Genomic DNA, 17695 nt, shown 5'->3' on the forward strand with positions numbered 1-17695 from the left:
AGTCCTCCTCACACGTTGGCGGAGACGCGGCCCGCCTTCCGACCGGTTTGCATGATCGCGTGGACCGCCGAGACGACGCTCGCGGCGATCGATCGCCCGCGGTCGTCCATGCCGGTCCATGCGGCGTGGCGGCCGCGCGGATCGATCTCCAGCAGCTTGACGTTGGCCGGCACGCGCAAACCGTCGCGCGCGATGCCGCGCAGTGCGCCATCGAGCGGCGCCAGCACCGGCGTGCCGCCGAGCGAGCCGAGCTGCAGTCCCTTGTAGACGCGGGTGCCGATGTCGAGCGGCGTATGCCAGACGGCGTCCTGATTGGAATAGACGAAGCGCTCGCGGCCGGCGCCGCCGAGCGCGCGCGCCTTGCTGTCCGCGTCGCGCGTGGTGCCGTGCGCCACGATCGCGCCGGTCTCGCAAGGATGCGTCTCGATCGCGATGTCGCAATTGTGCCCGACCGCAAAGCGCGGTCCGATGCCGACGGCGATGCCGGCAACGCCGCGCAGATCCGGCGTGGCCAGATGCTTCTGCATCCGTGCGTCGACGATGACCGCGGGATAGCGGAACGCGATGATGTCGGTGAGATGCATCCCGGTGACGGCGACCTGGCTGGGCTCGCGATGAATGCGCACGACGTCCGCGATGCCCTCGGCCCGGCAGCCGACCACGCCGTCGATGTCGCAGGCCTCGCCATACAGGACGTCGTGGAAGGCCATGCCGCGTCGGATCACCGGCGGAAAGGCGTCGTGACAGAGGACGAGCGCGAAGCGCTCATGGTTGAGCTTGGCCGCGATCGCGGAGGCGATCTCGTTGGTGCCCAGCACCAGCGCGAGCGGCTTGGGCGCGTTCGGATGCCAAGTGACGGCGGCGGCTTTCATGCTGATGACCTCGTGTTGCGAGATCGAATGAGCAAGCCGCGGGCCAGATCGTTGCGCGCCGATCAACTTGTTCATTGTATTGAGGAAAAGCAGGCATGCCTCGGTTTGTCTGATCCAGAGCTGTATTGTCTAGGATATAACAGCGGATGCTATATTGTCGCTTATACAACATGTCGTGATGGTGGGGCAGGTCGGCGCGTGCCGATCAGGCGATGGGCTCTTCGCGGCGCACCAGCGCGACGCCCTTGACCTGGGCGTAGACGGCAAGCCCTGCCTGCAGGCCGAGCTCGTTCCACGAGCGTTGGGTGACCCGCGACAGCAATCGTGCACCCTGGCCGTCCTCGCCGAGGCCGAGCAGGGCGGTGACGCGGTGGTCCGATTGGCTGCGGATTTCCAGGATCTTCGCGCGTAGCACGTTGACGATGGTGCTGCGGCTCGGCGTTTCCAAGGCGAGGCTGACATCATCGGCCAGCACGCGCAGGCGGCGGCGTGTTCCCGGCGCAAGCGGCTCGGCCGGCAGCACGAAATGCCCGCCCGGCACCGCAAGCGTCACCATGCCGTCGATGGCGTCGTGCTTCAGAACGGTGGCGTCGAGACTGACCGCTGCATCGCGGGAGAGCGCGAGCGGCAGTGTCAGGTCGGCTTGGAGCACGGACAGCGGACCTGAAGCCAGGACGCTGCCATTGCGCATCAGCACCAGCTGATCGGCGAGCCGCTCGACCTCCGCGATATCGTGGCTGATGTAGAGGATCGGCAGGTCGAGCGCGGCATGCAGCCGCTCCAGATAGGGCAGGATCTCGTCCTTGGTGATCTGGTCGAGCGCCGACAGCGGCTCGTCCATCAGCAGCAGCTTCGGCTGGCTGAGCAGCGCGCGGCCGATCGCCACGCGCTGCCGCTCGCCGCCGGACAGATGGCGCGGCGAGCGCTCCAGCAGCTTGGCAATGCCGAGCAGCGACACGACCTCATCGAAGCCGATGGCGGTGGGGCCGGACGGGCCGGGATGCCCGTACATCAGGTTGCGGCGGACGGAGAGGTGCGGGAACAGATTGGCTTCCTGAAAGACGTAGCCGATCGGGCGCCGGTGCACCGGGCGGAAGGTCTTCTCGTCCTGCCAGACGTCGCCGGCGACGGAGCATCGTCCGTCCAGGCGGTTGAGGCCGGCGATGCTGCGCATGACGGCGGTCTTGCCGCAGCCGGACGGGCCGAAGATCGCGGTGACGCCGCGCGCCGGCACCTCGAACCGCGCGTTCAGCTCGAAGCGCCCGAGCGTACCGCGGAAATCGACCTTGACGGTGCTCATGACGCGCGTCGCGTCATCTTCTTCTCGATCAGCATCATCGTCAGAATGACGCCGAACGAGAACACGACCATGCCGAGCGCCAGCACCGAGGCTTCGGTCCATTGCGAGGTCTCGACGTAGTCGTAGATCGCGATCGACAGCACCTTTGTCCTGCCGGGAATGTTGCCGCCGATCATCAGCACGACGCCGAACTCGCCGACGGTGTGGGCAAAGCCGAGGATCGCGCCGGTGAGGAAGCCGGGGCTCGCCAGCGGCACGGCGATCGTCCAGAACGCGCGCCAGGGCGTGGCCCGCAGCGTGGCGGCTGCTTCCAGGGGCTTCTCGCCCATGGCCTCGAAGGCGTTGCGGATCGGCTGCACCACGAACGGCATCGAGAACAGCACCGAGCCGATCACGAGGCCTGGGAAAGTGAAGGCGAGGGTGCGTGCACCCCACAAGGACGCCAGCGCCCCGCCCGGACCGCTCGGGCCGAGCGCGACCAGCAGATAGAAGCCGAGCACGGTCGGCGGCAGCACGAGCGGAATCGCCACCAGGGCTGCGACCGCCTCCTTCCACCACGCCTGCGACCGCGCCAGCCACCATGCGATCGGTGTTCCCACGATCATCAGAATGACGGTCGTGATCGCTGCCAATTCGAGGGTCAGACTGACCGGTTGCCAGATATCGGCCGAGACGTGCAAGTTCATCCTTGGAAGTTCATCGACGTGAGCGCTCAGCTGCCGGACTTCGGGTCCAGAGCATAGCCGAACTTCTCGATGACCGCACGGGCTTCCGGAGTCTTGAGGAAGGTCAGGAACGCGGTCGCCGCCTCGTTGCCGGCGGATGCCTTCAGCAGCACGGCATCCTGACGGATCTCGCTGTAGAGGTTCTGCGGCACCAGCCAGCGCGAGCCGCCCGCATTCGGCATCAGCTGCGACAGTGCGACGAAGCCGACCTCGGCATTGCCGGTATCGACGAACTGGAACGCCTGCGAGATCGTGTTGCCCTGCACGATCTTGGGCTTGATCGTCTCATAGAGATTGAGCGCCTTCAGCGTCTCCACTGCAGCCGCGCCATAGGGCGCGGCGGCGGGATTGGCGATCGACAGCTTGTTGAACGCGTTCGCCTTCAGCGTTTCCTCGCCTCTCACCGCGTTCGGGTCCTTGCTCCACAGAACGAGCTTGCCGATCGCGTAGGTGAAACGGCTCCCGGCGACGCCGAGGCCCTCGTCGACCAGCTTCTTCGGCCGTTCGTCGTCGGCGGAGAGCAGGATCGCGAACGGCGCGTTCTCCTTGATCTGGGTGTAGAACTGTCCGGACGCGCCGAAGCTCAGCACCAATTCGTGTCCCGTCTTGGCCTTGAACAGACCGGCGATCTCCTTGGCCGGCTCGGTGAAGTTGGCGGCCACGGCGATGTTGGCGCTCCCGGCGAACGCATTTGCGCCAGTCAGGAGAGCGGCAGCCGCGCACAGGGCAGCGGCGACGAAGCGCATCGATCTCATCACAATTGTCCTCGTTCATATCGCAGAGACGGGTTCGCTTCGGTGAATTGCAAGTCCCGTTCCGGCGCAGCGCCCGTACCGATGCCGTGCTATATTCATTCGTATACATCAAAATAGACAGGTCGGCGACGTCCCGTCAACCCGAGGGGCCCCTCGGGCAAACGCGATGGGCGTCAGTGTACGACTTTCGACAATCGAGGCTGAAGCGATGTTGGAAACATGACGGCCCGAGAGCCGGGGTTCTCGGGCCGGCGCGAGACTAAGCCATCCGCTCCCAGAGCTGCCGCACCAGCATGCCCGCACGCTTCTCGATCGCCGCGGCGGCATCGAGCGCGAGATCCTCGCGATAGCGGCCGGCGATCAGCTGCACGCCGATCGGCTGGCCATTGTGAACCGCCACCGGCACCACCGCGCCGGGCAGCCCGAGCACGTTGATGGCCGAGATGAAGCGGATCTCGTTGAAGAAGATTTCGCGCACGCGCTCCGGGCTTACCGTGTCCTCGCGCGGGCCCGGCGTCGGCTTGACCGTCGTCGGCGCCAGCACCACCGGATAATCCTCGAAGAACAGCTGCCAGGCGCGGATATGGGTGGAGCGCTGCGCCGTCGCGTTCATCCAGCCCGCGAGGTCGAGGATCTCGGCCTTGGCCCGCATCCCGCCCCACGCCTTGTGGAAGTCTTCCGAGGTGACGGCCAGCATCTTGGCCTCCTGCATCACGACCACCTCGGTGGTGATGACGTCGCACCAGGTCTGCCAGACGCCGGAGATGTCGGGGACCTCGACCTCGCTGACCCGGTAGCCGGAGCGTTCCAGATGATCGGCGGCCTGCCGCAGCGCGGCCTGCACCGAAGGATCGACGTCCATGTCATCGGGGATCTTGGCGAGCGCGACCTTGATCGGCCGCTTGGGCTTCTCGCCCTCGAGCGGGGCCGGCACCCACCAGGGATCGCGCGGATCGCGCCGGCTCATCACCTCCAGCGCCAGCCTGACGTCGGCGACGCTACGCGCCAGCGGGCCCTGCGACGACATCAGATGCGCCAGCATCGGCCGCTCGGCCGCGGCGCTTTCGTTGTAGGCCGGGATGCGCCCCTGCGTCGGCTTGATCGTGACAACGCCGTTGCAATGCGCCGGCCAGCGCAGCGAGCCGCCGATGTCGTTGCCATGCGCGATGGTGCCGATACCGGCGGCGACCGCAGCTCCAGCGCCGCCCGACGAGCCGCCGCAGGTGATCTCGGGATCCCACGGGTTCAAGGTCAGTCCGTGCAGCGGGTTGTCGGTGAAGCCGCGGAATGAGAATTCCGGCGTGTTGGTGAGGCCGAGCACGATCGCGCCCGCGTTCTTGAGGTTGCGCACGACGGGCGCGTCCGACGGCGCGATGATTCCCATCTGCGCCTGAACGCCGTTGGGGTTTGGCCGTCCCTGGTAGTCGACGTTCTCCTTGATGGTGACGGGCACGCCATGCAGCAGGCCGTCCTTGTTGCGCGCCTTGTCCGCGGCGCGCGCAGCTTTCAATGCTTCTTCGGACAGATCGACGACGACCGCATTCAGCTTCGGATTGACCTCATGCATGCGCGCGATGTGCGCCTCGGTCACCTCGACCGAGGAGACCGCGCCCGAGCGGATCGCAGCGGCGGTGTCGAGCGCCGACCACTGCCAGACCGGTCCTCTCGGCAGCCGCGGCTTCGGCGCGGCGGCCCTCGCCTGTGGTCTGGCCTGCGGCTTCGCCTTTGCGGGCTTCCTGTTGGCCGTGGCGCGCGTGGCCACGCGCTTCGGAGCCGGCTTGGCGGTCTTTGCCTCCGGCTTCTTCCTTGTCGCTGTTTTCGCCATTGTGTTTCCCCCCAGTGTATCTCTCAAACGACCGACATGGTCAGCGGCGGCTCGACCTCGGCGGGCAGCGGGCTGACATAGGGCGTGCGCAGCGTCCGCTTCTTCAGGTCGGCCTTGGCGGCTGCGATCAGCGCCGGCTCATTGAGCGCCTTGATGCCGAGACCGGCCATCGCCTTGGCGGCCTGCACCATCGCCTTGTGCGCGGCCGGCGTCTTGCCTTGCGCAACGACCTGCCAGGTGTGGAACGGCGTGCCGATCGCCACCGTCGGCGCGTGCACCTGCACCGTTGGCACCACCCAGCTGACGTCGCCGACATCGGTCGAGCCGATCTGCGGATTGCGCTTGGCGTTCAGCGGCACCAGGAAGTCGGCCAGCGGCTTGTCGGTCGGATCCATGCCGATGCTGTAGTAGACGGATTCGATGTCCTTGTCGGTCAGGGTCGCCTGGATCTGACCGGCAAAATCCTTGTCGCTCGCGTCGAAATGCGGCGGCCCCAGCTCCTCCATGATCCCGTGCAGCGCCTCTTCGAGCGGCGTGTTGGGCAGGATGTTGGAGACCGCCGAGATGATCTTCATCTCGACCTTGGTCTCGGTCATCATCGCGGCACCTTGCGCGATCTTGTGTACGCGCCCGACCAGCTCGTTCATGCCGGGCAGGTCGCGCGCGCGGATCGAGTAGCGGACGCGCGCATGCGCCTGCACGACGTTGGGCGCAATGCCGCCGGTGTCGAGCAGCGCGTAATGCACGCGGGCGTCGCTCGGCATGTGCTCGCGCATGTAGTTGACGCCGACATTCATCAGCTCCACCGCGTCGAGCGCGCTGCGGCCGAGATGCGGCGAGGCGGCCGCATGCGAGGTGCGTCCGGTGAAGATGAAGTCGGCGCGCGTGTTGGCGAGAGAGGGCGTCATCACCACTTCCCAGAAGCTCGACGGATGCCAGGTGATTGCGATGTCGGCATCCTCGAACGCGCCTGAGCGCACCATGAAGGCCTTTGCGGCGCCGCCTTCCTCGGCAGGGCAGCCGTAGTAGCGCACGCGTCCCGGAACCTTGTTGGCGGCGAGCCAGTCCTTCACGGCGGTTGCCGCGAGCAGCGCCGCCGAGCCCAGGAGATTGTGGCCGCAGCCATGGCCATGGCCGCCGGTCTCGATCGGACGATGCTCGGCGACGCCGGCCTCCTGGCTGAGGCCGGGCAGGGCGTCGTATTCGCCCATGAACGCGATGACCGGACCGCCTTCGCCCCATTCGCCCATCAGCGCGGTCGGGATGCCCGCGACCTTTTCGATGATCCGAAAACCCTGGTGCTTCAACTCGGCGAGGTGTTCGGCGGACGAGCGGGCCTCGGTGTAGCAGACCTCGGGCATGCTCCACACCCGGTCGCTGAGCTCGATGAAACGGGTCTTGATCGCGTCGACGCCGCGCCAGATCTCGCTGCGGTTGTCCATCTCCGGTCCTTGTCCTCTGCTGCCGATAGGGGGCCGGTATGGTTATCAGCTAAGTTCCCCGACGCCTAGCGATCCGCCGCGAGAGCAGCCATGCGGCGCGCGGCAAGGCGCGGTGGAGCGCGCGTCATCCTTGAGCAGATGATGCCGCGATTGGATGCAGCGCGATGCTTTCGGCGGCGCAGCGAGAAGGATGGGGACGCCGTCCTCAAATTTCGGAACTGCCGCCGTGCGCCGTTACCGCACCCGTCCAGGAACGATCGTGGTCGCGTCCTGTTCTCGTGTCAGGAGTGCGACCGCCATGCGTGCAGGACCCATCACCATCATCGTCGCATTGCTGCTGATTCTCGCGGCCGCCGTCGTCTTCGCCTATCAGGGCATGACCTTGCCCGGCGATCCGATGCCGACCGAGGGCTGGATCGCGCTCACGCTCGGCGTGGTGTTTTCGCTCATCGTGGGGATCGGGCTGATGGTGCTGTTGTTCTACAGCAGCCGCAAGGGCTACGACGAGCCATCACAGTTCGGGGCTGATGATCATCGCGACTGAGACCGCTCAAGCCGGATGCGGCGGATGCTGTGTCCGCGGATGCCGGTCGTGAAGCAGCTTGGCGAGTTCGTGCCTCAGATCGTCGTGACCGCGCATCGCCGTCTCGAACAGCGCTTCCTGGATGTCGCGCGGCATGTCGCCCCAGACGCCGATGGCGGCGTTGCCGAGCAGCTCTGCGAACCGGTTGTCGTCCATGCGGCACCTCCGGACGATCTGACGCCCGAGGACGGCAAAGGTTCCAGGCCAGGTTATTGCGTGGTGAACAGGACAACCGCAATCGCAACGGAGAGCGCGATCGCGGACACGGTCCCCGTGGTCGACAGCACGCCCATGCGCCGCAGCGCCGCTGCAAACACGATGATGATCGGGGTAGCGGTGACGAGGCCGAGCTGCGCTTCGGTCATGGACATGCTCCTGATGTCGATCCCGTAGCGCATCCAGGCGCCGTGCTGTTTGTGCGCCGACAAAGAGCATGTCTGCCGCCCCGATTAGCTTTGCCGACATCTGATCGGAGGTGGCGGTGTCGGCACTCACATACGAACCGGAACCAACGGAGCGCTGGGGCGTGCTCGACGGGTTGCCGGGCGACCCCATGATGTGGGTCCTGATCCTCAGCGAGCTTGTCGCTTTCGGCCTGCTGCTCGGCGCCTTCGTCGTGGCGCGCGCAGTCAATCCAGTCGTGTTCGCAGCCGGGCAGGCCATGCTGGACGGACCTCTCGCCGCATTGAACACGATCGTGCTTGTGACGAGCGGGTGGGCTGCGGCGCGCGGGGCGGCGGCGGCGAGAGGCGGATCGCCGGCCACAGCACGGCGTTGGATCATGCTGGCGATCCTGCTCGGCACGGCCTTCATTGCCGTCAAGCTGACCGAGTATGGCAGGGAGATTGCCGCCGGCGCAGGCCTGGAGACGTCGCCGTTCTTCACGCTCTATTTTCTGCTCACGGGCTTCCATCTGCTTCACGTCGTACTCGGGATGGTCATCCTCGGAATCGTCGGTCGTCATGCCGCGCCCACCAGCGTCGAGACCGGGACGGCGTTCTGGCACATGGTCGATCTGGTCTGGATCGTGATGTTCCCGATCCTCTATCTGGTGGGATGAGTCATGGTCCGCGATCGCCTCACGCTCGCCTGGCTTCAATTGCTGAGCTTCGCCGTTGCCACGCTCGCGGCCTCGCTGCTGCTGCCGAATCGCTGGCTCGCCGATGCCCTCGTGCTCGCGCTCGCATTGGCAAAGGGCAGGGTGATCGTGCTGGATTTTCTCGGCCTGCGCCATGCGCCCGCGCTGTGGCGCGGCCTGCTCGCATCGTGGCTCCTAGGCCTGGTTGCGCTCGCCGGGCTGGCGGTGGCGCTCCGCGCGCTGGTCTGACGGGCCATCGCCGTGCTGCTTGCGCCGCGACAAAGAGACTCCCGGCAGTGCCGGTAGATTGCCTTCACCATCGACCTTCACCAAAACGGAAAGGACGTGTCATGGCGGAACGCCTGACCAAGTCGGCCGCACGGAACGTCTTCTACGGCGGTTCGGCCTTCTTCTTTGCGATCTTCCTCGGGCTCACAGCGCACAGCCACTACTACATGGTCACGACCTCGACCAATGCGTCGACGCTGTCCGACGGAGTCGCTCGCGGCAAGCACGTCTGGGAGAGAAACTCCTGCATCAACTGCCATACCCTGCTCGGCGAGGGCGCCTATTTCGCGCCAGAGGTCGGCAATGTCTGGGACCGCTGGGGCGGCAGGCAGGACCCGGCCGCCGCGCGCGAGATGCTGAAATCCTGGATGCAGTCGCAACCCTCCGGTGCGCCCGGCCGCAGGCAGATGCCGCAGTTCAATCTGTCCGACCAGGAGCTCAACGACCTCGCCGACTTCCTGCAATGGACCGACACGATCAAGCGCCAGGACTGGCCGCCGAACAAGGCCGGCTGAGCCGGCATCCCGTCCCCGTCATGAGAGAGATCCGCGATGAGATATGAGACCCAGAAGGTCGCGATGCTGTATTTCTACGGCGCGCTGACGCTCTTCCTCGCCCAGGTCATCTTCGGCCTGCTCGCCGGCACCATCTACGTGCTGCCGAACACGCTGTCGGTCCTGCTTCCCTTCAACATCGTCCGCATGATCCACACCAACGCGCTGATCGTGTGGTCGCTGATCGGCTTCATGGGCGCCACCTACTTCCTGCTGCCCGAGGAGACCGAGACCGAGCTCTACAGCCCGCTGCTCGCTAAGATCCAGTTCTGGATGTTCTTCGGCGCGGCCGGCACGGCCGTCGTCGGCTATCTCTTCCACTACCATGAGGGCCGTGAGTTCCTCGAGCAGCCCTTCATCATCAAGGTCGGCATCGTCGTCGTCTGCCTGATGTTCCTGTTCAACGTCACGATGACCGCCCTGAAGGGTCGCAAGACGACGGTGACCAACATCCTGCTGTTCGGTCTGTGGGGCGTCGCGATCTTCTTTTTGTTCGCCTTCTACAACCCAGCCAATCTCGCCGTCGACAAGATGTACTGGTGGTACATCGTCCATCTCTGGGTGGAGGGCGTCTGGGAGCTGATCATGGCCTCGATCCTGGCCTTCCTGATGATCAAGCTCAACGGCATCGACCGCGAGGTGGTGGAGAAGTGGCTCTACGTCATCATTGGCCTGGCGCTGTTCTCCGGCATCCTCGGCACCGGCCATCATTTCTACTGGATCGGCGCGCCCGGCTATTGGCAGTGGATCGGCTCGCTGTTCTCAACGCTCGAGGTCGCGCCGTTCTTCACCATGGTGATCTTCACGGTGCAGATGACGCTCAAGGCGGGACGCAAGCATCCGAATCGCGCCGCGCTGCTGTGGTCGGTCGGCTGCTCCGTCATGGCGTTCCTCGGCGCCGGCGTGTGGGGCTTCCTGCACACGCTGTCCAGCGTGAACTACTACACCCACGGCACCCAGGTGACCGCCGCGCACGGCCATCTCGCCTTCTTCGGCGCCTATGTGATGCTCAACCTCGCGGTCATGGCCTATGCGGTGCCGCAGCTGCGCCAGCGTGCGCCGTATAATCAGTGGCTCTCGATGGCGAGCTTCTGGATCATGTGCACGGCGATGATGACGATGACCTTTGCGCTGACCTTCGCCGGCATCATCCAGGTGCATCTGCAGCGCGTGCTCGGCCAGAGCTACATGGACGTGCAGGACCAGCTCGCGATGTTCTACTGGGTTCGGCTCGGCTCCGGTGTGTTCGTGGCGATCGCGGCGCTGATGTTCGTCTGGGCCGTGCTGGTGCCCGGCCGCGCCAAGCAGGCGATCATCCCCGGCGCCCTGCAGCCGGCGGAGTAAAACCCCGCAGGCGGCGGCTCCGATGCCGCCGCCTGCATCCCCCGATTCGGAGAGTGATCATGAAGCTCGTGCTGCACGCGATCGATACCGTCCTGTCGTTCCCCTCGTACACGCCGACCGGCAATGAATGCGCGCTGTTCGAGCATGCGTTCCGACATCGCTTACCGGTGCTGCTGAAGGGGCCGACCGGCTGCGGCAAGACCCGCTTCGTCGCGCACATGGCGGCGCGACTGGGCCTGCCGCTGCACACGGTCGCCTGTCACGACGACCTCACCGCCGCCGACCTCACCGGGCGATATCTGCTCAAGGGCGGTGACACCGTGTGGACCGACGGCCCGCTGACCCGCGCGGTGCGCGAGGGCGGCATCTGCTATCTCGACGAGGTCGTCGAGGCGCGGAAGGATGTGACCGTCGTGCTGCATCCTCTCACCGACGACCGCCGCATTCTTCCGCTGGAGCGCACCGGCGAGGAGCTGCTCGCGCCCGACGGCTTCATGCTGGTGGTGTCCTACAATCCGGGTTATCAGTCGCTGCACAAGGCGCTGAAGCCATCGACACGGCAGCGCTTCATCGCCATCGAATTCGGCTTCCTGCCCGCCGAGCAGGAGATCGCGGTGGTTGCCGCCGAGAGCGGGCTGGCGCCGGAGCGCGTTCGGCCGCTGGTGGCGCTCGCGCATCGGCTGCGAGCGCTGCAAGGCCATGACTTGGAGGAGGGCGTCTCGACGCGGCTCCTGGTCTATTGCGCGACGCTCGTCGCTGCCGGAGCATCCATCGCGGACGCCGTGCTCGCCGCGATGATCGAGCCGCTCACCGACGACGCCGACGTCAAGGCCGCGTTGCGCGAGGTCGCGCATGCCGTGATCGGGTGAGCCATGCTCGACTTCCTCGAACTGGAGGAGACCGTCGGCCGCGCCTGGCATCGCCTGGTCGGCACGACGTCGAGCTATCCGGTCCATCCGGATCAGGCCGTCGCCCTGAACGAGATCAGCGGCCGCATCGCCGTGATGTTCCGCGCGCTGGGCGGCGAGAGCGGCGTGCAGGTCGCCGGAGCCAAGGCGCGCAAATCGGGCCATCGGCTCGGCTGGCGCCAGCGCATTGGCCTCGGCGACGAATGCCTCGATCAGGCCGGGCGCGATGGCGCCACCGTGTTCCTGCCGGAGACCATCGCGCTGCTGCCGGGTCGCGCGCTCAATACGCAGCTCTATCACTGGCTCGCGGCGTGGTTCGCGACCATGGCGGTCGAGCCGATCGCGGAGCGCGATCCGCTGCGGCATGATCTGCTGGCGCTGCGCCGGGCCTGTGAGACGACCTCGCTGGTGCTGGCGCGCTTCCCTGGACTGGCGCGTCCGCATGCGCAACTCGCCGAAGCGCTGGCTGTGGCGCGTCCGCGGCGGCCGCTGCCTCGGCTCGAGCAGCAGGTCGAGCACATCGTCATGGCCCTGCTCGGCGCCGGCGCGCCGCCCAAGGGCGCGCTGTGGAATGCGGTCATCGCTGGCGGCGCGTTGCCGGAGGCCGCCCCGCCCGGCTATCGGCCGATGCTGCCGTGTCCGCTGTGGGGCGATTGCTGGAGCCGCGATGCCGTTGCCGCGGCGCGCGAGGACGACGAGACGCAGACGCCCGCAGAGCAGGAGGGTGCACCCGACACCCGCAAACGCTTCGCGCGGCGCGAGCGCGACGACACGGCCAAGCGCGATCCATTCATTCTCAACCGCTTCGAGAAGATCCTGGCGATGGCGGAGATGGTCAATGTCGATCGCCCTTCCGACGATACCGACGATGACGACGCCCGCAAGGCTGCCGACGATCTCGATGAGCTCGCGATCGCCAGGCGCAAGGGGCGTCCGGCGAGCAAGCTGAAGTTCGATCTCGACCTGCCGCCCGAGGCGGTGGACACGGCCCGGCTCGACAGCGGTCGGCTGTATCCCGAGTGGAATTATCGCAGCGGCGCCTATCTGCCGGACCATTGCCGCGTCGTGACCGGCGATGCCGCCGAGGCGGGCGAGGCGTGGTCTCCGGACGATGCGATGCGCCGGCGCATCCGCAGCGTGCGGCGCAGGTTCGAGACCTTGCGGCCGCGTCATGAGGTGATGCGCGCGCAGGCCGACGGCCACGACCTCGACATCGACGCGCTGGTGCGCGCGCGCAGCGATCTCAATGCCGGCCATGGCGGACTTGATCGCGTGCATCTGGCGATGCGCCCGCTCGCGCATGATCTCGCGGTGACTCTCCTGGTCGACGTGTCCCTATCGACCGATGCGTGGATCGACGGCGTGCGCGTTCTCGACGTCGAGAAGGAGGCGCTGCTGGTGCTGGCGCATGGGCTGTCGGCCTGCGGCGACAGCCACAGCATTCTCACCTTCACCTCGCGGCGCAACTCATGGGTCCGCCTGGAGACCGTGAAGGCATTCGACGAGCCGATGAGCGGGCGGGTCGAGCGCCGCATCGGCGCGCTCAGGCCCGGCTACTATACGCGTATCGGCACGGCGGTGCGTCATGCCGCCAGCCAGCTCGCCGAGCGATCCGAGCGCAAGCGCCTGCTGCTGGTGCTGACCGACGGCAAGCCGAACGACGTCGATCACTATGAGGGGCGGTTCGCGATCGAGGACACGCGCAAGGCGGTGCAGGAAGCGCGGCGCGGCGGCGTCGCGGTGTTCGGCGTGACCATCGATGCGTCGGCGCAGTCGTATTTTCCCACCCTGTTCGGCCGCCGCGGCTACGCCATCGTCGGCAACATCAGGCGACTGCCCGCCGCGCTGCCGGCGCTGTACCGGCAGCTCGCGCATTGAAGGCGAGAGGCGCACTGCCGCCGTACCGACGACCGAAACCGGCCAGCTGATGGAAGGGGTGCGGCCCTCAGGTCGCCGGCTCGCGCAGATTGCGCAGCGGCACCGGCAGGTGGCCCATCAGTTTGTCGAACTCGCCGGGATCGAGCTTCTCCCAGAGAATTTCGAAGATGCCGCGCGCAGCCGTGAGCGGATCGACCGGGAATTGCGGCGGCAGTTGGCGGAAGATGTCATCGACGAAATATTCGAGATGGCGGTCCTTGGTCGGGGTTGCCGCGTGGTGCCAGCCCTCGTAGTAGATCCCGCGAATGAGCATCGGCAACTGGGCGCCGAAATTCACGGCGACGGCCATCGGCATACGGTCGCGCAGCACATGCAGCACGGCACGCAGTGCGTTGTAGGCCTGCTGCCGGCTCGCCAGCGCGAGGCGTTGCTCGATGGCCTTCAGCCAGATGTTGGTTTCCTGGACGGTGTGATCCAGGGCGGTCACGCCGGTCTCGCTCATGTGGTTCTCCATGAAGTGCACAGGACCGTTCGAGGGACGCCGAACGAGGTAACGGCAAGGCCTGATTCGCTTGAACGCCTTGTCAGTAGGTGGTGCGTTCGGGCCGGGCATGTTGACCTGCATCAAATCACGATGTCGTGGTTGGACCGTGAGGTAAATGGCGGGTCAACGTCCCGCGCAGTCGTTTACGATCCCTCGCTGCCGCAGCGGCACCAGCGGTCGGCAAGCCCATCCGTCATCTTACGGGGATCGTCGTGGTCCCGTGCGCGGCACGTGGTCAGCAGTTCACACTGATAAACAGCCATCGACAAACAGAACGTCTACAAATCAGCACGTCGCGATCTCGCGGCGCCTATCGCGCCCGAGTCTTGCTTGACGGAGCCCTCTTCAAGTGAGAGGGCGCAGGGAAGGCCGGGAGCTCGCCGCCCCCATGGCCCCCGTGCGGAAAGAATGCACGGGGCAGGAACCACAGGTTCGGCTGAGACATCCCGGCCTTCCCTGCGCGATAGTGTTACGGCTTATACGCATTCTCCCCGGTGAACGGGCTGTCTTGCCACCGTCACCCGCGCGAGGCTGAAACCTCGTCACGAGCTTGACGCCAGCGTCGCGGCGCCAGGACCATGCGACTTCGCCGTCCGCGCCGTGCCGTTCGTCCGCAGGCATGACACCCGCTGCGACACGTCGCGTCCATCGCATCCCGCACTCCACGTCTCGTGACGTTCGCGACACGCCCCTCTTCATGAGGCGGGATGCGCGGAAATGTCGTCCTGATTTGCCCGACGGGGCAAGCTGTTTATCTGCGGCAGACTGGCACGACGGGCAATTCGCGCATGGCGGTCATGCTGATTCGTTCGTCCGATGGCCTCGGGATTTTGCGTCTACCCGTGCTCAGTCGCAGAGCGCATCCAAGTTGGGATCGGGCTGCTGCCTTGGGGGGCGGCGCGAGGCGGGCGCTGAGAGACGCGCGACCACGGCGCTCCTTGTTCGCGGTGGCGCGCATGATGGCGAGCGACCGGAACGTTCGCGTTGCAAGTCCGGAACTTGCGCGACTCGTTCGCGCCGAACATCCCGAGATCATCGCGGGCCGGCGCTGCGCCGTCAGGTTGAACCCGTAATCGCCCTGCTTGTGAAGAACACGTCTTCGCTTGCTCGTCGCGACAGACTCACCTTACATCGGAGTCGTCCGAGGCGGAGAGATCGCGCGCTCGACACCCCTTTCAACTCACGAATCGACGTCGGCTCGCAATGCTCAAGTCTGCCCAAGAGAAGTCTGTTCACAACAAGCCTGCTCAAGACAAATCCGGCAACGACCTTCCGCTGACCGGCTATGCCGTCGTGGTCGATGGTCAGATCAAGACCGAATTCAAGACCAAGGATGGCGCACACAACGGCGCGCATGACCTCAAGCGCCGGTTTCCGATGTTGCAGATCAGGGTGTACGACGCGGAGACGAAGCAGACCCACGACATCGAACTGACGCGGGCGTGAGACCGGCCTGCCGCGCGGGCCGTGGTGCCGTGAGAACGCACGGCCGTTGCACCTCGTCGAGGCCGCAATCGCTGTCGATGTTTGAGTGCATGGAGAGCATGCTCCTGATGTAGCCGAGGGTGCGGTGCCGGTCGCCGCGTCCTCGTCCCTGTGGGAGAGGGCGCAGTATCGCGCAGTGGCGTGCGGGCTGGGGTGCACGCAGGCGACTGTCGGCCTGCGCGCCAGATACGCCGGGATGGGCTGTTGCGGTGGCTGCGTGATATGAGCCAATCTGCCTCATCTCCGACCATGCGAGCAGCCATCATGACCGAAACCGCCTGGAACAGACTTTCCGCCGCAGCGCTTCGCGCGCTCGCGGCCCGAGACGCGATCGTGCTGTTGCCGGTGGCCTCGACCGAGCAGCACGGCCCGCATCTGCCGACGGGAGTTGACGACTTCCTGTGCAGCGAGGTCTGCCGTCGCACCGCGCTGGAGCTGACTCCAGACCATCCCATCGTGGTCGCGCCGACCGTTTGGTGCGGGCTCGCCGACCATCACGTTCCGTTCGGTGGCACCTTCACCCTCAGTCTCTCCACCTACCACGCCGTGCTCAGAGACCTGTGCCGCTCGATTCTGAATGCCGGCTTCCGCCGCATCGTGATCGTCAACGGCCATGGCGGCAACATCCAGGCGCTGGCCACCCTCACCGGCGAACTGACGCGCGAGCTCAATGCGCCGATCGCGACGACGACCTATTTCATGGAAGGGCGGGAGACCATGGCCAAGGTCCTCGAGGATCAGGCGGGCGTGATGCATGCCTGCGAAGCCGAGACCTCGATGATGATGGCGGCTCATCCCGGCCTCGTCGACGCGGCGAGAATCGACGCTGCCTTTGGGCCGAGCTTCGACATCATGGGCTCGCTGGTCCCGTCGCTGAAAATGTTCAGATCGTTCGCCGACATCACCACCTCCGGCGTCGCAGGCGATGCGCGCAAGGCATCTGCTGCAAAGGGCGAGAAGCTGCTCGCCGGCTGCGCGGCGGCGCTGGCGGCGCGATTGCGGGCGGGCGAGCCATGGTCCACTGCACCAATTCCGCCGCCAGCCGCAAGATGACAGTGACGCGGAGCATCCTCCCGAGAAGCCCGTCGCAGGCGGGCGTTTCGGATGATGCGCCGCAAACGATACGTCCACGGGTTTGATGGACGCATGCCGATCGGCAAGCTCAGCCGCGCTGCGCGGAAGCGGCGAGGCTCGGAGCCCCGATCGCGTCGAGGCCGTCCGCAAGACTGCGGCTCGCGTTTCGCACCTCGCTGCGAAACGTCTTCGCCAGGTTCGACAGCGGCCGCGCCTCCGACCACAGCACATAGGCCGAGACTTTGGTGCTCGGCGTGAACGGCCGTACCACGAGATCATGCCCGCCCTGGCGCGGCGAGAATGGATCGACCACGGCGACGCCGACGCCGGTCGAAGCCAGCACGCAGGCCGTGTTGCAGTAACGCACTTCGACGGTCGGCTGGAAGTCGGCATCGGCTTGCCGGAAGCTCTCGCGCACCGCTTCGCCGAGGCGCGTGCCGCGTTCGAGGCCGATCAGCGGGAAGCCGGCGAGATCCCGCGCTGAAATCACGTCGCATTCGGCAAGCGGATGCAGGGCCGGCATCACGCACACCATCTCCCCGGTATGCACGACCTCATGGGCGATCCCGGGATGATCGGACAGTCCGAGCGCGAAGCCGAGCTCGGCGACGTTGCCGAGCACGCCCTCGATGATGCCTTCGTAGCGGCGCACGTCGAAGAACATCCGCGTCTGCGGCCGGCGCCGCAGGAAGCCTGACAAGGTCGGCGGGATGATGCTGTAGGCGAGCGGCGGCGTGGCGACGATCGACAGATGACCCGTCTTCTGCTCGCGCAGGTCACGCACGCGGTTTTCCAGCCGGGCGTGCAGGGTGAAGATCGCCTCGCTCTCCTCATAGAGCGTCATCGCCTCGGGTGTCGGGAACAGCCGGTTGTTGACGCGCTCGAACAGCGTGAAGCCGGCCTGCGCCTCCATCGCCTTGAGCGCATTGCTGATCGCAGGCTGCGACAGCGCGAGCTCCTCGGCGGCAGCGACCGTGGTGTGGTGGCGGATGACCGCCCGCAGGATCTCCAACTGGCGCAGGTTCATGGCATGGTCGCCC

Annotated in this window: 19 protein-coding genes; 9 read left to right on the plus strand and 10 right to left on the minus strand. The window is 66.3% G+C overall.

Annotation, left to right across the window (positions count from 1 at the left end; translation table 11 throughout):
• Positions 1-8 precede the first annotated feature (8 nt).
• The 6 genes from QX041_RS30445 to QX041_RS30470 form a co-directional block, all read right to left on the minus strand.
• Entirely contained in the window at positions 9-872 is an 864-nt protein-coding gene (locus tag QX041_RS30445; protein WP_316167622.1) for a xanthine dehydrogenase, read from the minus strand.
• A 205-nt stretch (positions 873-1077) separates the two neighbouring features.
• Positions 1078-2172, minus strand: coding sequence for a molybdenum ABC transporter ATP-binding protein (gene modC, locus QX041_RS30450; RefSeq protein WP_315827075.1), 1095 nt, complete (start codon positions 2170-2172; stop codon positions 1078-1080).
• The gene (gene modB / locus QX041_RS30455) at positions 2169-2858 is read right to left on the minus strand and encodes a molybdate ABC transporter permease subunit (RefSeq protein ID WP_315827074.1); all 690 of its coding nucleotides are present in this window, start codon (positions 2856-2858) and stop codon (positions 2169-2171) included. Before modB ends, modC begins: the two co-directional genes overlap by 4 nt.
• Before the next feature lie 26 nt (positions 2859-2884).
• The gene (gene modA / locus QX041_RS30460; RefSeq protein WP_315827073.1) at positions 2885-3652 is read right to left on the minus strand and encodes a molybdate ABC transporter substrate-binding protein; all 768 of its coding nucleotides are present in this window, start codon (positions 3650-3652) and stop codon (positions 2885-2887) included.
• A 259-nt stretch (positions 3653-3911) separates the two neighbouring features.
• Complete coding sequence (locus tag QX041_RS30465) at positions 3912-5477, minus strand: amidase family protein (RefSeq protein ID WP_315827072.1); 1566 nt, start codon at positions 5475-5477, stop codon at positions 3912-3914.
• A 23-nt stretch (positions 5478-5500) separates the two neighbouring features.
• On the minus strand, positions 5501-6919 hold the full coding sequence (locus QX041_RS30470) for a M20 family metallopeptidase (RefSeq protein WP_315827071.1): 1419 nt from the start codon (positions 6917-6919) through the stop codon (positions 5501-5503).
• A gap of 298 nt (positions 6920-7217) precedes the next feature.
• Here QX041_RS30470 and QX041_RS30475 point away from each other — a divergent pair, with 298 nt between their 5' ends.
• A complete protein-coding gene (locus QX041_RS30475; protein ID WP_315717765.1) occupies positions 7218-7463 on the plus strand; it encodes a hypothetical protein in 246 nt (81 codons plus the stop codon).
• Positions 7464-7469: 6 nt separating this feature from the next.
• On the opposite strand, the gene QX041_RS30480 is transcribed toward QX041_RS30475, so the two are convergent.
• Positions 7470-7658: a hypothetical protein gene (locus QX041_RS30480; RefSeq protein WP_172112235.1), complete on the minus strand. Its 189-nt coding sequence runs from the start codon at positions 7656-7658 to the stop codon at positions 7470-7472.
• Positions 7659-7711: 53 nt separating this feature from the next.
• Positions 7712-7867: a hypothetical protein gene (locus tag QX041_RS30485; protein ID WP_315717764.1), complete on the minus strand. Its 156-nt coding sequence runs from the start codon at positions 7865-7867 to the stop codon at positions 7712-7714.
• 116 nt (positions 7868-7983) lie between these two features.
• Here QX041_RS30485 and QX041_RS30490 point away from each other — a divergent pair, with 116 nt between their 5' ends.
• The 6 genes from QX041_RS30490 (at position 7984) to QX041_RS30515 (ending at position 13552) form a co-directional block, all read left to right on the plus strand.
• Positions 7984-8562 carry a cytochrome c oxidase subunit 3 family protein gene (locus QX041_RS30490; RefSeq protein ID WP_315750296.1) on the plus strand — a complete coding sequence of 193 codons (579 nt, stop codon included), beginning with the start codon at positions 7984-7986 and terminating at the stop codon, positions 8560-8562.
• A 3-nt stretch (positions 8563-8565) separates the two neighbouring features.
• Complete coding sequence (locus tag QX041_RS30495) at positions 8566-8829, plus strand: cytochrome C oxidase subunit IV family protein (protein WP_315717762.1); 264 nt, start codon at positions 8566-8568, stop codon at positions 8827-8829.
• Between the two features lie 101 nt (positions 8830-8930).
• Positions 8931-9383: a cytochrome c gene (locus tag QX041_RS30500; protein WP_315717761.1), complete on the plus strand. Its 453-nt coding sequence runs from the start codon at positions 8931-8933 to the stop codon at positions 9381-9383.
• Positions 9384-9419: 36 nt separating this feature from the next.
• Entirely contained in the window at positions 9420-10766 is a 1347-nt protein-coding gene (locus QX041_RS30505; protein WP_316167625.1) for a cbb3-type cytochrome c oxidase subunit I, read from the plus strand.
• A gap of 59 nt (positions 10767-10825) precedes the next feature.
• Positions 10826-11635, plus strand: coding sequence for a CbbQ/NirQ/NorQ/GpvN family protein (locus tag QX041_RS30510; RefSeq protein ID WP_316167627.1), 810 nt, complete (start codon positions 10826-10828; stop codon positions 11633-11635).
• Between the two features lie 3 nt (positions 11636-11638).
• On the plus strand, positions 11639-13552 hold the full coding sequence (locus tag QX041_RS30515; protein ID WP_316167629.1) for a nitric oxide reductase activation protein NorD: 1914 nt from the start codon (positions 11639-11641) through the stop codon (positions 13550-13552).
• Positions 13553-13619: 67 nt separating this feature from the next.
• Here the strand turns inward: QX041_RS30515 and QX041_RS30520 are convergent, their stop codons facing one another.
• Positions 13620-14054, minus strand: coding sequence for a DUF2267 domain-containing protein (locus tag QX041_RS30520; protein WP_315750299.1), 435 nt, complete (start codon positions 14052-14054; stop codon positions 13620-13622).
• A 1245-nt stretch (positions 14055-15299) separates the two neighbouring features.
• Here QX041_RS30520 and QX041_RS30525 point away from each other — a divergent pair.
• Both QX041_RS30525 and QX041_RS30530 read left to right on the plus strand, forming a co-directional pair.
• Entirely contained in the window at positions 15300-15542 is a 243-nt protein-coding gene (locus QX041_RS30525) for a hypothetical protein (RefSeq protein WP_315717756.1), read from the plus strand.
• Between the two features lie 303 nt (positions 15543-15845).
• Positions 15846-16634 carry a creatininase family protein gene (locus tag QX041_RS30530; protein WP_316167630.1) on the plus strand — a complete coding sequence of 263 codons (789 nt, stop codon included), beginning with the start codon at positions 15846-15848 and terminating at the stop codon, positions 16632-16634.
• A gap of 109 nt (positions 16635-16743) precedes the next feature.
• Here the strand turns inward: QX041_RS30530 and QX041_RS30535 are convergent, their stop codons facing one another.
• On the minus strand, positions 16744-17682 hold the full coding sequence (locus QX041_RS30535) for a LysR family transcriptional regulator (RefSeq protein ID WP_315717754.1): 939 nt from the start codon (positions 17680-17682) through the stop codon (positions 16744-16746).
• Between the last annotated feature and the right edge of the window lie 13 nt (positions 17683-17695).

The sequence above is a fragment of the Bradyrhizobium sp. SZCCHNRI2009 genome, assembly GCF_032485115.1.
In the GTDB taxonomy this organism is placed as follows: domain Bacteria; phylum Pseudomonadota; class Alphaproteobacteria; order Rhizobiales; family Xanthobacteraceae; genus Bradyrhizobium.